General features: G+C 62.7%; 13 protein-coding genes. 7 read left to right on the forward strand and 6 right to left on the reverse strand.

Annotated elements, in window-relative coordinates; all coding sequences use genetic code 11:
- Positions 1–65 precede the first annotated feature (65 nt).
- Complete coding sequence (locus tag LVY71_RS03795; RefSeq protein WP_235098323.1) at positions 66–770, reverse strand: DUF1013 domain-containing protein; 705 nt, start codon at positions 768–770, stop codon at positions 66–68.
- 196 nt (positions 771–966) lie between these two features.
- On the opposite strand from LVY71_RS03795, the gene ispH reads away from it, so the two are divergent.
- From ispH to rnhA, 3 genes are read left to right on the forward strand one after another with little or no spacing between them, the layout of a single operon-like run.
- On the forward strand, positions 967–1,938 hold the full coding sequence (gene ispH, locus LVY71_RS03800; protein ID WP_235098325.1) for a 4-hydroxy-3-methylbut-2-enyl diphosphate reductase: 972 nt from the start codon (positions 967–969) through the stop codon (positions 1,936–1,938).
- An 8-nt stretch (positions 1,939–1,946) separates the two neighbouring features.
- On the forward strand, positions 1,947–2,927 hold the full coding sequence (locus tag LVY71_RS03805) for a homoserine kinase (RefSeq protein WP_235098327.1): 981 nt from the start codon (positions 1,947–1,949) through the stop codon (positions 2,925–2,927).
- A gap of 26 nt (positions 2,928–2,953) precedes the next feature.
- Entirely contained in the window at positions 2,954–3,388 is a 435-nt protein-coding gene (gene rnhA / locus LVY71_RS03810; protein WP_235100009.1) for a ribonuclease HI, read from the forward strand.
- A gap of 173 nt (positions 3,389–3,561) precedes the next feature.
- Here rnhA and LVY71_RS03815 read toward each other — a convergent pair whose 3' ends face one another.
- Complete coding sequence (locus LVY71_RS03815; protein WP_235098330.1) at positions 3,562–4,047, reverse strand: peroxiredoxin; 486 nt, start codon at positions 4,045–4,047, stop codon at positions 3,562–3,564.
- A 139-nt stretch (positions 4,048–4,186) separates the two neighbouring features.
- Complete coding sequence (locus tag LVY71_RS03820) at positions 4,187–5,035, reverse strand: protein-disulfide reductase DsbD domain-containing protein (protein ID WP_235098332.1); 849 nt, start codon at positions 5,033–5,035, stop codon at positions 4,187–4,189.
- A 181-nt stretch (positions 5,036–5,216) separates the two neighbouring features.
- Here LVY71_RS03820 and LVY71_RS03825 point away from each other — a divergent pair, with 181 nt between their 5' ends.
- On the forward strand, positions 5,217–5,867 hold the full coding sequence (locus tag LVY71_RS03825) for a YqgE/AlgH family protein (RefSeq protein ID WP_502797532.1): 651 nt from the start codon (positions 5,217–5,219) through the stop codon (positions 5,865–5,867).
- Positions 5,868–5,997: 130 nt separating this feature from the next.
- Here LVY71_RS03825 and LVY71_RS03830 read toward each other — a convergent pair whose 3' ends face one another.
- The gene (locus LVY71_RS03830) at positions 5,998–8,913 is read right to left on the reverse strand and encodes an EAL domain-containing protein (RefSeq protein ID WP_235100010.1); all 2,916 of its coding nucleotides are present in this window, start codon (positions 8,911–8,913) and stop codon (positions 5,998–6,000) included.
- A gap of 196 nt (positions 8,914–9,109) precedes the next feature.
- Positions 9,110–10,108: an NAD(P)H-quinone oxidoreductase gene (locus LVY71_RS03835; RefSeq protein ID WP_235098336.1), complete on the reverse strand. Its 999-nt coding sequence runs from the start codon at positions 10,106–10,108 to the stop codon at positions 9,110–9,112.
- Between the two features lie 81 nt (positions 10,109–10,189).
- On the opposite strand from LVY71_RS03835, the gene LVY71_RS03840 reads away from it, so the two are divergent.
- Both LVY71_RS03840 and rcdA read left to right on the forward strand, forming a co-directional pair.
- Entirely contained in the window at positions 10,190–10,381 is a 192-nt protein-coding gene (locus LVY71_RS03840; RefSeq protein ID WP_235098338.1) for a DUF1192 domain-containing protein, read from the forward strand.
- A 333-nt stretch (positions 10,382–10,714) separates the two neighbouring features.
- Complete coding sequence (gene rcdA / locus LVY71_RS03845; protein WP_235098340.1) at positions 10,715–11,221, forward strand: protease adaptor protein RcdA; 507 nt, start codon at positions 10,715–10,717, stop codon at positions 11,219–11,221.
- Positions 11,222–11,368: 147 nt separating this feature from the next.
- On the opposite strand, the gene rpmE is transcribed toward rcdA, so the two are convergent.
- Positions 11,369–11,596, reverse strand: coding sequence for a 50S ribosomal protein L31 (gene rpmE / locus LVY71_RS03850; protein ID WP_235098342.1), 228 nt, complete (start codon positions 11,594–11,596; stop codon positions 11,369–11,371).
- A gap of 161 nt (positions 11,597–11,757) precedes the next feature.
- Here rpmE and LVY71_RS03855 point away from each other — a divergent pair, with 161 nt between their 5' ends.
- Positions 11,758–13,638, forward strand: a complete 1,881-nt coding sequence (locus LVY71_RS03855; RefSeq protein ID WP_349629877.1) for an ABC transporter ATP-binding protein/permease — start codon at positions 11,758–11,760, stop codon at positions 13,636–13,638.
- The last annotated feature ends 11 nt before the right edge of the window (positions 13,639–13,649 follow it).

Raw genomic sequence — 13,649 nt, forward strand, 5'->3', positions numbered from 1 at the left:
AATAAAAAGGCCGCGCCCGAGGCGCGGCCTTTTTTGTGAAGCGTCCGCCGGAATCGGCGGAGATGCTAGTCGTCGTCCTGGGCCTTCTTGCCGCCGATGGTTTTCAGCTTGGCGAAGACGGCATCGACATCCATGTCGTCGCGCTGTTTCTCGGTGGTGGTGGCGATCTCGTGCTCGGCGTCCTTGCGGGTGGTCTCCGAGGCCGGCAGCAGCGTGGCGCCGCCATATTGCTGGGTTGCGGGCTTTTCCTTCGCCGCGCGCTGCACTTCGAAGTCGAGTTCGATCTGCGAGCACAGGCCGAGGGTCACGGGGTCCATCGGCGTCAGGGTCTGGGCGTTCCAGTGGGTGCGGTCGCGGACGCTGGCGATCGTCGTCTTGGTGGTGCCGACGAGGCGCATGATCTGGCTGTCTTTAAGTTCGGGATGATTGCGCACCAGCCACAGGATCGCGCTCGGCCGTTCATGGCGGCGCGACACCGGTGTGTAGCGCGGACCCTTCTTCTTCTTGGCTTCCGGCAGGATCACCTTGGATTCGCCGAGTTTCAGGCGATAATCCGGATCGGCTTCGCCCCTCTCGATTTCCTCGCGGGTGAGCTGGCCGGTGGAGATCGGGTCCATGCCCTTGATGCCCTGCGCGGCGTCGCCGTCGGCAATGGCGCGGATTTCAAGGGGGTGCATCTTGGTGAACTCGGCCACCTGGTCGAACGTCAGGGCGGTGTTATCAACCAGCCACACGGCCGTCGCCTTCGGCATCAGCGGTGCATTGCTCATGGCAAATCTCCTTTACGCTTCGCCCGCCAGATTTTTTGGGGGGTAAAGCCGTCTGGTCATCGGTGATGACGGGAATTCGTCCCTATATAGTCCGTCGGGGGCGGGCGGTGCAATGGTTTGGATCGCCCTTGACAGAATGGGGAAGGCGGCCCCAAGTCCCTTTTTATTGGCTCCAAATGCTTGATTCCGGCTTAAAATGACCCCTGAAGCTCAAAAACCGCTGCTTTCAGTCGTGCTTTGTTCCCCTCGGGGCTTCTGCGCCGGAGTGGTGCGGGCCATCGACACGGTGGAGCGTGCGCTGAAACTCTATGGCGCGCCGGTCTATGTCCGTCACGAAATCGTGCATAACCGCTATGTGGTGGAAAGCCTGCGTGAAAAGGGCGCGATTTTCGTCGCGGAACTCGATGAAATTCCGCAGACCGACGCGCCGGTGGTGTTTTCCGCCCACGGCGTGCCGAAGGCGATCCCGAACGAAGCCGATAAGCGTAATTTCTTCACTTTGGACGCGACCTGTCCGCTGGTGACCAAGGTTCACCGCGAGGCGGCGATCCATTTCAAGCGCGGCCGGGAGATCATCCTGATCGGTCATGCCGGCCACCCGGAAGTGGTGGGCACCCTCGGCCAGTTGCCGAAGGGCGCTGTGGTGCTGATCGAGACCATGGACGCGGCACGCTCGTTCCAGCCGAAGGACGCCTCCAAGCTCGCCTTCGTGACGCAGACCACGCTGTCGATCGACGACACCAAGGAAATCGTCGCGGTGCTCAAGGAGCGCTTCCCGGACATCGACGGCCCGCACAAGGAAGACATCTGCTACGCCACCACCAACCGCCAGCTCGCGGTGAAGAAGGTCGCGCCTCAGGTCGAAGCCATGATCGTCGTCGGCTCGCCGAACTCGTCGAACTCGCAGCGCCTGCGCGAAGTCGCCGAGCGCGAAGGCTGCAAGGTGTCCGTGCTGGTGCAGCGCGCCTCCGAGCTCGACTGGTCGAAGTTCGAGGGCATCAAGACGCTGGGCATCACGGCGGGCGCATCCGCGCCGGAAGTCATCGTCGAGGAAATCATGGATGCCTTCGCCGCTCACTACAAGCTGAGCGTCGAGACGGTGTCTGCTGCGCAGGAAAACGAATTCTTCCCGCTGCCTCGGCCGCTGCGGAACGACGCGGCGGAGTAGTTTTCGATATGGCGGTTTATACCGACGTCACCGCCGAAGAACTCGCGGACTTTCTCTCCAGTTACGGTATCGGCGACCTGCTGTCCTACAAGGGCATCGCGGAAGGCGTGGAGAATTCCAACTACCTGCTGCATACGAGCCAGGGTTATTTCTTCCTGACGCTGTACGAGAAGCGCGTCGCGGTGAAGGATCTGCCGTTCTTCCTCGGGCTGATGGCGCATCTGGCCCGGCATGGCATCACCTGTCCGCAGCCGGTGGTGAACAAAAGCGGGGAGGCGCTGGGACAGCTTGCCGGACGGCCCGCCGCGATCATCGATTTTCTCGAAGGGGTGTGGCCGCGCCGGCCGAACGCCGCGCATTGCGCCGCAGTCGGCGAAGCGCTGGCGAAGATGCATCTGGCCGGCTCCGATTTTTCCATGTCGCGGCCCAATGCGCTGTCGGTGAGCGGCTGGCGACGGCTGTCCGATCAGGCGGCGGAGCGCGCGGACAGCGTGCAGCACGGATTGCGCGATCTCCTGAGCGCCGAACTCAGCCATCTTGAACAGCATTGGCCGCACGATCTGCCGGAAGGCGTGATCCACGCCGACCTGTTTCCGGACAATGCGCTGTTTCTCGGCGAAAAGCTGTCTGGCCTGATCGATTTCTATTTCGCCTGCAACGACATGTTCGCCTACGACGTCGCGATCTGCCTCAACGCCTGGTGCTTCGAGATCGATCACTCGTTCAATGTCACCAAGGCGCGGGCGTTTCTCAGCGCCTACACACGTGTGCGCAAGCTCTCCGCCGCCGAACAGCAGGCGTTTCCAATGCTGGCGCGAGGCGCGTCGATCCGCTTCCTGCTGACGCGGCTGGTGGACTGGCTCAACGTGCCGCCGGGCGCGCTGGTGAAGCCGAAGGATCCGCTCGAATATGTCCGCAAGCTGCGCTTCCATCAGGGCGTAAAGAGCATGCGCGATTACGGCATTGAAGATTCGGGATTTGCCGCGTGAGCGACCCCAAACCTTCTCTTGAAGACTTGCCGCATGTGACGATCTTCACCGATGGCGCATGCTCCGGAAATCCGGGGCCAGGCGGCTGGGGTGCGATCCTGCGCTTCGGCGACGTCGAGAAAGAATTGAAGGGCGGCGAGAATCCATCGACCAACAACCGCATGGAATTGATGGCGGCGATCTCGGCGCTGGAAGCCTTGAAGAAGCCGGCCTCGGTCGATCTCACCACCGACAGCCAGTATGTCCGTCAGGGCATCACGAGCTGGATTCACAACTGGAAGAAGAACGGCTGGCGCACCGCCGACAGGAAGCCGGTGAAGAATGCCGACCTGTGGCAGCGGCTCGATGCGGCGCTGAAGACCCACAAGATCCGTTGGCACTGGATCAAGGGCCATACCGGCCACGCCGAAAACGAGCGCGCCGATCAGCTCGCGCGGGATGGACTGGCGGAGAACAGGTAGAGATCAATCACGGGAGTCGTCCCGGCGCATGCCGGGACCCATCATCTCTGTCGATTCCTATTGTAAAGAGACGTGCAACCATCCTGCTTGATTGAAAGCCGGTGGTTCTGGGTCCCGGCATGCGCCGGGACGACATCTTTTCCAAATGGTTTGCTGTCCGACGCAGAAGCGTATCAAAGCTGCGACAGCAGCGTGTCGCCGCCGGAGACCTCGACCTTGCTCGGCACCGCCTCGAGGTTGAGAATCTTCACCGTGCCGTCATCCACCAGCATCGAATAGCGCTTCGAGCGGATGCCGAGACCATTGCCGGACGCGTCCATCTCGAGGCCGACCGCCTTGGTGAATTCCGCGTTGCCGTCGGCGAGGAAAATCGCCTCGTCGCGCTGGTCGGTGTCGCGCTTCCAGGCGTTCATCACGAAGGCATCGTTCACCGACACCACGGCGATGGTGCTGATGCCCTTGTCCTTCAGCGCATAGGCATTCAGGAAAATGCTCGGCATGTGCATCTTGTGGCAGGTGCCGGTATAGGCGCCGGGCACGGCGAACAGCGCGACCTTCTTGCCCTTGAAAATATCGTCGGTGGTTTTGACCTGGACGCCGTCCGCGGTCATGACGCGAAACTGGGCCGCGGGCAGCTTGTCGCCAACTTTTATGGTCATCGTTATTCTCCGTGAGGTCAATCCGCATGTCTTAGCGCGTCTTTCGCAAAAAGGGGAACGGGTTTTGCGAAGGCCGCGAGACAATGGCCGGTCTAAAAGAGGATCGGCGTGTTGCGGTGCGATCCGGCTGTTTTGCGGGTCACGGCAGTTTGGTGGTGACCTCGTATGCGCCGCCCGATCCCGCGACCGTCAGTTTCAGCACGGCGCCATCGGCGGTTGCGCCGGGCGGCAGCCCGTCGAGATCGAAGGCGAAGCGATGAACGCCGCCGGCCTCGCGCTTGATCAGCTTGGGAACCGGCAATGCCCATTCCGGCGTCGGTCCTTCGGCAAACAGTTCGACTTCCCTGCCGGGTGAGTCCTTATCGTCCTGCGCCACCACATCGACCAGCACGCGCCTGTCCTCGCGCCGGACCTCGCGAATGGCGACCGGCGAGGCGTCGCCGATCTTTGCAGGCTTCGGCACGGTATCGAGGGCCGCGGCGATGGCGTTATCTTCGGTGCTGGCCACGCTGCGGAAAGCCAGTTCTGCGTCGGCCTCGACCGGGATGCAGAGTTTCTCACACACCGCATAGTTGATCGACGCGTGCAGCGTCACAGGCTTGTCAGGACTCTTTGTGATGATCCGCAGCGGCAGCAGCACCTGCTTCTGGTAACCGAATGACGTGCCGCCGGCGCCGTCGGCAAATTTCGCCGGTACGGGCCAGAGAATGGTGACGGACTCCACGTTCTGCGATTTGGAAAAATCGATCCGCGGCGGAACGCCGGAATCGCCCGGCGTGCGCCAGTAGGTTTTCCAGCCCGGCTGCAACTGGAAGCCGATGCCGCCGAGCAGCACGTTACCGCTGCGCGAACCCGCGATCAGCCGGACCGACGAATAGGTATCCTTGATCCAAGGCGACGCGTCCTGTGCGCGCGCATGGAGGGTAAGCAGGCAGGTGACGGCAGCAAGGGCCACGCAGGAGATGCGGCTGGGAACAATCACGATCATCAGACGTCCTTACAGGGCGGAAACCCCGTCAGCCATTGAATTGCCTGTGATCCGGTCTTTTTCGCGGCCAATCAAGCTGGACTGGAAGGCTTCTTGCATAAAGGTATGCGGATTGGGCGGGTTGATTGACAGACGATGCGCCCAATATCAGGATGGATAATGGGACGAGAGTCGTTTGCGAATGAAGGGCACGCGCAAAAAAGCCGAGAAATCCGCTGGGGGCCTGGGAATGGCCGAAGGTGAGATGTCCGGCGCCGGCTATCTCGACGGCCAGTTGCTGATCGCCATGCCGGTCATGGACGATGAGCGCTTCGCCCGATCGGTGATCTATCTCTGCGCGCATTCGTCCGAAGGCGCGATGGGCATCATCGTCAACCGCCCAGCCGGCAGCATCGACTTTCCGCAGTTGCTGGTTCAGCTCGACATCATCAACAAGGCCGAGCAGATCAAGCTGCCCGGCAGCGCCGAAGACATGAAGGTGATGAAGGGCGGGCCGGTCGATACCGGCCGCGGCTTCGTGCTGCATTCGAGCGATTTCTTCATCAAGGATGCGACGCTGCCGATCGACGACGGCATCTGCCTCACCGCGACGCTCGATATTCTCAAAGCCATCGCCGCGGGCGCCGGACCCAAACATGCGATTCTGGCGCTGGGCTATGCCGGCTGGGCGCCGGGGCAACTGGAAAACGAAATCCAGCACAATGGCTGGCTACATTGCCCCGCCGATCCCGATCTGATTTTCGGCGACGATGTCGATGAGAAATATCAACGCGCGCTGGACAAGATCGGCATCGATCTCGCGATGCTGTCGAACGAAGCCGGCCACGCGTAGCTCCGGTTGCTTCGTCATTGCGCGGAGCACTTGCGACGAAGCAATCCAGCTTTCACGTGATAGCTGATCGATATGGATTGCTTCGCTGCGCTCGCAATGACGGTTCGCGCGGTCGGACGCAAATGACGCTTTAGGCCGTCTCCGGTCCGGGCGCGGCGGCAGGCGCGGTGGTCGCCGCCGGTGTCGTGATATTGCGAAGGCTTTGCCGGCGGTTGCGCGGCTGCGGCACTTTTTCGCCGGTCAGGAGCCGCAGCGTGGCGTCGGCGTCCATCGGTTCGCCGAACGCAAAACCCTGAGCATATTCACAGCCCAGCTGGAACAGCTCGACCGCATCGGAATCGGTCTCCGCGCCTTCGGCGACGACTTCCATGTTGAGATCGTGCGCCAGCGCCACGATCGACTTGAGCAGCACGGGCCGCGCGCCGCGGCTGGTGGTGCGGACGAAGGACTGGTCGATCTTGATGGTGTCGAACGGGAAACGCTGCAGATAGGCCAGCGACGAATGTCCGGTGCCGAAATCGTCCAGCGAGAGGCCGACGCCGAGCTCCTTGATCCGGTGCAGCATCTGCGCCGCGTGCTCAGGATTTTCCATCACGAGGGATTCGGTCAGTTCCAGCTTGAGCGAGCCGCGCGCCACCGCCGAGCGGGACATCACGCCGCGCACGTCGTGGATCAGGTCATGACGCAGCAACTGGCGCGAGGAAACGTTGACGCTGGCGAAGATCGGCTCGCGCGAGCGCACCGTGCGCTGCCAGACGGCGAGCTGCTTGGCCGTGGTGTCCATCACGAACAGCCCGAGCTCGACGATCAGGCCGATTTCTTCGGCGATGGAGATGAATTCTATCGGCGACATGCGGCCGAGCTTGGGATGATCCCAGCGCGCCAGCGCCTCGAAGCCTGCGATGGTTCGATCTTCCAGCCGCACGATGGGCTGATAGAGGATGGTGATTTCCTCGCGCTCGATGGCGCGGCGCAGTTCGGATTCCAGCGCGAGACGGTCGGTCTTGCGCGCGCGCATCGCCGGCTTGTAGACGTCGATGCGGTCGCCGCCGATGCGCTTGGAATGATACATCGCAAGCTCGGCGTCCTTGATGATCTCCTCGGTCAGCGGCACCTGCGGATCGCTCAGCGCGAGGCCGATGGAGGCAGTGAGGAATATCTCGCGGCCGTCGAAGGCGATCGGCGCGCGGATGGTCTTGCGGATGGTTTCCGCGAAGGCCGTGATCCGCGCGGGTTCATGCTCGGAGATCAGGATCAGTCCGAACTGGTCGCCGGCCAGACGCGCCAGGGTGTCCTGCGGCTTGAGGATACGGGCGAGCCGCCGCGCCAGCGTCAGCAGGATCGAGTCGCCGACCGCGATGCCGACGGAGTCGTTGACCTGCTTGAAGCGGTCGAGATCGATCACCATCACGGTGGGGCGCAGGTTCGGCGTGGTCTTGGCGAAAGTCGATACCGCGGTGAGGCGGTCGATGAAGAGCTGGCGGTTCGGCAGGCCGGTGAGATTGTCATGCACCGAATCGTGCAGCAGCCGCTCTTCGGAATTCTTGGTCTCGGTGACGTCGGTCAGCGTGCCGACCACGCGGGATACTTCGCCGTCGGAGCCGACCACCGGCCGCGCCTTGAGCGCGAACCACATGAAGTGACCGTCCGGGGTGCGCAGCCGGAAGTCCTGCACGAGGCGGCCGCGGCGCTGGTCCAGCACGCTGTCGAGCGCGGCGCGGAAGCGGTCCTGATCGAGCGGGTGCAGCACCTCGAGCCACTTGGCGGCAGGGCCTTCGAGCGTGCCGCGTTTCAGGCCCAGCAGCGTCTCGGTCTCGGGGCTGGTGAAAACCTTGTCGGCGGAAACGTCCCAGTCCCAGATCAGATCGCCTGAGCCCGTCAGCGCCAGCGCGCGGCGTTCGACGTCGGACACGATGCCGTTGCTGGCGCCGCCGCCCGCGAAGGCGTGCTGCATCACCGTGAAGCCGATCAGCATCACGATCAGCACGAGGCCGCCGAGCAATGCCGGGCCGACGATGTCGTTGGTAACGCCGCCGGCGATGGTCATGCCGGCCGCGATCACCCAGACCACCAGCAGGAACCAGGTCGGGATCAGGAGGACGGCGCGGTCGAAGCCGTGGGTGGAGAGATAGACGATCAGCGCGAAACCGAACACCGCGATCAGCGCCAACGAGATGCGCGCGATGCCGGACGCCACTTCGGGATCGAACAGGGCGAGGGCCACCAGCGCGCCGAGGAACACCAGCCAGCCCATAGTGATGTGCGAGTAGCGCACATGCCATCGCGACAGGTTGAGATAGGCGAACAAAAACACCAGCAGCGTCGCCGCCAGCATGGCCTCGCCCGACGCGCGCCAGATGCGCTCGGCGCCGGCCGACATGTCGAACACCTTGCCCCAGAAACCGAAGTCGACGCCGATATAGACCAGCACCGCCCATGCCAGCGCCGCAGCCGCCGGGAACATGATGCTGCCCTTGACCACGAACAGGATGGTCAGCACCAGCGCCAGCAGGCCGGAAATGCCGATGACAATGCCCTGATAGAGCGTGAACGAGTTGACCTTGTCCTTGTAGGCTTCCGGCTCCCACAGATAGAGCTGCGGGATCTTGTCGGTGCGCAATTCGGCGACGAAGGTAATGACCGCGCCGGGATCGAGCGTGATGCGGAAGATGTCGGCGGTGGCGCTGTCCTGACGTTCCGGCCGGTCGCCGGTCGATGGCGTGATGGTCGCGATGCGCGACAGGCCGAGATCGGGCCACAAGAGGCCCGACGACACGATGCGATAATGCGGCACCACGATCAGACGGTCCAATTGATCGTCGGTGTTGTTGGTGAGCGCGAACACGATCCAGTTCTGGCCACCTTCGCGCGCGCGTACCTCGATGCGGCGGACGATGCCATCGGTGCCGGGCGCGGTGGAAACCTGAATGCGGTCGGTGTCGCTGCGCTGGAATTCGAGCACGCCGGTGAGGTCGATCGCAGGCGCGTCACTGCGCACGCTGATCGCGTCAAGCGCGCGCGCGGGTTGCGCGGCGACGAACAGCATCAAACCCAGCAGGAACGAAAGCGCTGCGACACGAAGCGAACTTCGGATGTGGAACACTGGCAGCGCGAAGCGTCTGATCGAGCGCAAAGTCAGCTCTCCGCGTGGGGCCGGCGAGGGACACCGCCTCTCGCCGACAGGAACGCGATAGATGCCACAAATATGAAGCGAATCAAAGGGTTTCGAGCGGTTTCCAGCCCTAAACCACGAGCACAATTTTGCCAATATGTTGGCTGGATTCCATCCGCGCATGCGCCTTCGAAGCGTCTTTCAGTGGGAACGTGCTGTCCATTACTGGCTTGAAACGCCCTTCGGCGATCCAAGGCAAAACGGTCTTTGTAATGGCGGCCACCATGGCCGCCTTGTCCTGCACCGAGCGGGGACGGAGCGTCGATCCGGTGTGGTGCAGCCGCTTCACCATCAGCTTCCCAAAATTCGGCGAGGCTTTCGGTGTACTGAGGACCGCGATCTGGACGATACGGCCTTCTACGGCCGCAGCGTCGTAGTTGCGGTCAACGTAATCGCCCCCGATCATGTCGAGGATGACGTTGACGCCCACGCCGCCTGTCAGCTCCTTGACCTTGGCGACGAAGTCCTCCGTCTTGTAGTTGATCACAGCGTCCGCACCGAGCTTCAGGCACGCATCGACCTTGTCCTGACCGCCGACGGTGACGAACACTTTTGCGCCGTGGGCTTTCGCCATCTGGATCGCCGTGGTGCCGATGCCGGACGAACCGCCGTGAACCAGCAGCGTTTCGCCGGCCTTCAATCCGCCGCGCTCGAACACATTGTGCCACACCGTCATCAGCGTTTCGGGCGTCGCGGCTGCCTCGATCATCGAGAAGTTGGCCGGCACCGGAATCGCGTGGGTTTCGTGCGTCAGGCAGTATTCAGCGTACCCGCCGCCCGCGACCAGCGACATCACCTTGTCGCCGATTTTGCGTTTCGTGACGCCTTCGCCGAGCGCAACCACTTCGCCCGCAACCTCAAGGCCGGGCAGATCGCTGGCGTCAGGCGGTGGCGGATAGGCGCCGCTGCGCTGCGCCACGTCCGGGCGATTAACGCCGGCGGCGGCGACCTTGATCAGGATCTGGTGCGGGCCGGGCAGTGGCACCGGTCGCTGTTCGGGAATGAGCACTTCGGGTCCGCCGGGTTTGCTGATCGCGACGGCGGTCATGTGCGTGGGCAGCTTGTCCATGATGTATCCTTGCGGGCGGGGCTGGCGATAAAAGACGCAGACGGAACAGAGCTATAATCGTGTGAACGACGGGAGGGAAGCATGGCGGCCGAGGACGATGACAAACCGCGCAAGAAAATCAGCCATGCAATAGGGCAGGACCTGTCGCTGCTGTCCGTGGGCGACGTGGAAGACCGCATTGCGATACTCTCGGCCGAGATCGAGCGGCTGAAAGCCGATGCCGCCAAGAAGCGCGCGAGCCGCGACGCCGCCAATGCGTTTTTCAAATCGTAAAATCGTAAACGCCGGTTCCGCGCATTAGCAAAGGAACCGTAAAGGAAATCATTCATTTACTTGGTATTAAGCCTTAGTGTTTATGACTGGCGTTGTCCTTGTTTGGACACCGAGTGGCTCCTGTCCACTCTGTTTGACGCCTCCCTGTTATCAACTTTCAAAAGCCGCCGGAAACGGCGGCTCTTTTTTGCGCCGATGTCTTTTCGTCGCGTGCGGCATCCCGCTGGAAACCATATCTTCTCATTGTTCACGGCGCGTCTGGACTCCCGGCCGCCGGCGCGCAATGATTTGTTCATCATAAAAAAACCAGCGTAACCGCGTGAGGCGTTAACCATGTCCGATCAGGGCGAAGCCGATCTCGTTCTCTTGAGCGAGAGGATTACCAACTCAGCCGCCTTCGGCACCCTGTTCAGGGAAGGCATGGATCTGGTCGAGGAAACCGCCGCCTATCTGGACGGACCGGGCCGCACCGAGGCCAAGCTGCTGGAGCGTTCCGCGAGCCTGGGCTACGCGACCGAGAGCATGCGGCTGACGACGCGCCTCATGCAGCTGGCGTCGTGGCTGCTGCTGCATCGTGCGGTCAAGGAAGGCGAGATGACGCTGCACCAGGCCAACCGCGAAAAGACCAAGGTGAAATTGACCGCGGCCGATCCTTGCCCGGATGACATGCTTGCGAAGCTGCCGGAGCGGTTGCAGGAGCTGGTCGCGCGCTCGATGGCGCTGCAAGCCAAAGTGCGCCGGCTGGATGCGACCATTCACACGCCGGCGGCCGAACATCTTTCGATCGGCAATCCGCTGGTGCCGCAGATGAATATGCTGAAGGCCGCGTTCGAAAGATAAGGACTTTGTTTCACCTCTCCCGTTTACGGGGAGAGGTGAAGAAATTTACATCGCGTTTTGCTATCGCCAAAACGAAAAACGCCCCTGCGAAAGCGGGGGCGTTGTCGTCTGGAAGCGGGCTTGGGTCTGCAGCAGGCCGAAGGACGATCAGTCCTTCTTGAGGAAGCCCGAAAACTTCTTCTGGAAGCGCGAGACGCGGCCGCCGCGATCGAGCAACTGCTGGGTTCCGCCGGTCCACGCCGGATGCGACTTGGAGTCGATATCCAGATTCAGCGTGTCGCCGTCCTTGCCATAGGTCGAGCGGGTCATGTACTCGGTCCCGTCGGTCATGACGACCTTAATTGTATGATAATCCGGGTGAATTTCGGGTTTCATGGCAAATCCTCTGGCGCCGCGCGCCCACAGATCGGGATGTTCGGGACGAATTTGGCGGGTCTATATCGCAGGAACGCCCCGGAAACAAGCCGGATGGTCATTTGCCAGCACCCGCTTCGATGCTTAATTGAGGGCCTCCAGACAGAGCGGCGGTCGGATTCATGAGTGCAGTTGAAAGACTTGAAGATGCGGCCGCCGGCGCCACTCCTGTGCCGCTCCGCCAGCCCGCCCCGGTCGAGGCTTCCCCGTCAGAAACGTCCCGGCAATCGCCCGAGCCTCCCCCAGCGCCCAAAAAGTCCCGTATGAAACTTCGCCCGCTGATGGCGCTGGCGCCCTATGTCGCGCGCTACCGCGGACAGGCGATTGCAGCGCTGGTGGCGCTGATCGTGGCTTCGGCAGCGACGCTTGTTGTGCCGCTCGCCGTGCGCCGCATGATCGATTTCGGATTCAGCCCCGAGGGCATCGCGCTCATCAACAGCTACTTCATGGTGATGATTGCGGTGGTGGCGGTGCTCGCGGGTGCCAGCGCCATCCGTTACTATCTCGTCATCACGCTCGGCGAACGCATCGTCGCCGACCTGCGCCGCGATGTGTTCAATCATCTGACTTCGCTGTCGCCGTCGTTCTTCGATACAGCCCACAGCGGCGAGCTGGTCTCGCGCCTGACCGCCGACACCACGCAGATCAAGTCCGCTGTCGGCGCGTCCGTCTCCATTGCTTTGCGCAATCTGGTGCTGTTCATCGGTGCCTCCGCCATGATGGTGGTCAGCAGCCCGAAATTGTCCGGCTTCGTGCTTGCGGTGATTCCGCTGATCGTGCTGCCGCTGGTGGCGTTCGGCCGCCGGGTGCAGAAACTGTCGCGCGGCGCGCAGGACACGCTGGCCGACGCATCGTCCTATGCATCCGAACTGATTGGCGCGATGCGCACGTTGCAGGCCTTCACCAACGAAAGCCTCGCGAAAATGCGCTTCGGCAGCGAAGTCGAACGCGCCTATCAGGCGGCGCGCAACTCGACCGGCGCGCGCGCGATCCTGACCGCGATCGTGATTTTTCTGGTGTTCGCCAGCGTCGTTGCCATCCTTTGGGTCGGTTCTCACGATGTGCTGACCAACCAGATCAGCGCGGGCCGGCTCGGCCAGTTCGTCCTGTATGCGGCATTCGCTGCGGGTGCGCTCGGCCAGTTGAGCGAGGTCTGGGGCGAAATCTCGCAGGCCTCCGGCGCATCGGAGCGGCTGTTTGAAATCCTCCGCCTCAAGCCGGATATCGCGGCGCCTGCACATCCGCGCGCCCTGCCGCTGCCGCCGCGCGGCGATGTCGCGTTCGACAATGTGCGGTTCGCCTATCCGACGCGGCCGGAGCACCTCACCGTCGATGGTGTGACATTCTCGGTCAAGGCCGGCGAGAAGGTTGCCGTGGTCGGGCCGTCCGGCGCGGGCAAGAGCACACTGTTTCACCTCCTGCTGCGGTTCTACGATCCCGCAAGCGGCGTAATCTCCGTAGATGGCGTGCCGGTCCGCGATGCTGATCCGTCCGATGTCAGGTCACGCATTGCGCTGGTGCCGCAGGATTCCGTGGTGTTCGCCACGACCGCGCGCGAAAATATCCGCTTCGGCCGTCCCGATGCCAGCGATGAAGAAGTCGCTCGCGCCGCCGATCTCGCTCACGCCACCGAGTTCATCGCGCGTCTGCCGCTTGGCTTCGATACCCAGCTTGGCGAGCGCGGCGTCACGCTGTCCGGCGGTCAGCGCCAGCGCATCGCAATTGCGCGCGCGATCCTGCGCGATGCACCGCTGCTGCTGCTGGACGAGGCGACATCCGCGCTCGATGCCGAGAGCGAGACGCTGGTCCAGACCGCGCTGGAAGAACTGATGAAGCACCGCACCACGCTGGTGATCGCGCATCGTCTCGCCACCGTGCTGTCCTGCGACCGTATCCTGGTGATGGAGAACGGCCGCATCGTCGAGCAGGGCACGCATGTGTCGCTGGTGGCGGCGAACGGCCTTTATGCGCGGCTGGCGCGGTTACAGTTCGAGAACGTGTAGTTCGTCATTGC

The sequence above is a fragment of the Bradyrhizobium sp. G127 genome (assembly GCF_021502575.1).
Lineage (GTDB): Bacteria > Pseudomonadota > Alphaproteobacteria > Rhizobiales > Xanthobacteraceae > Afipia.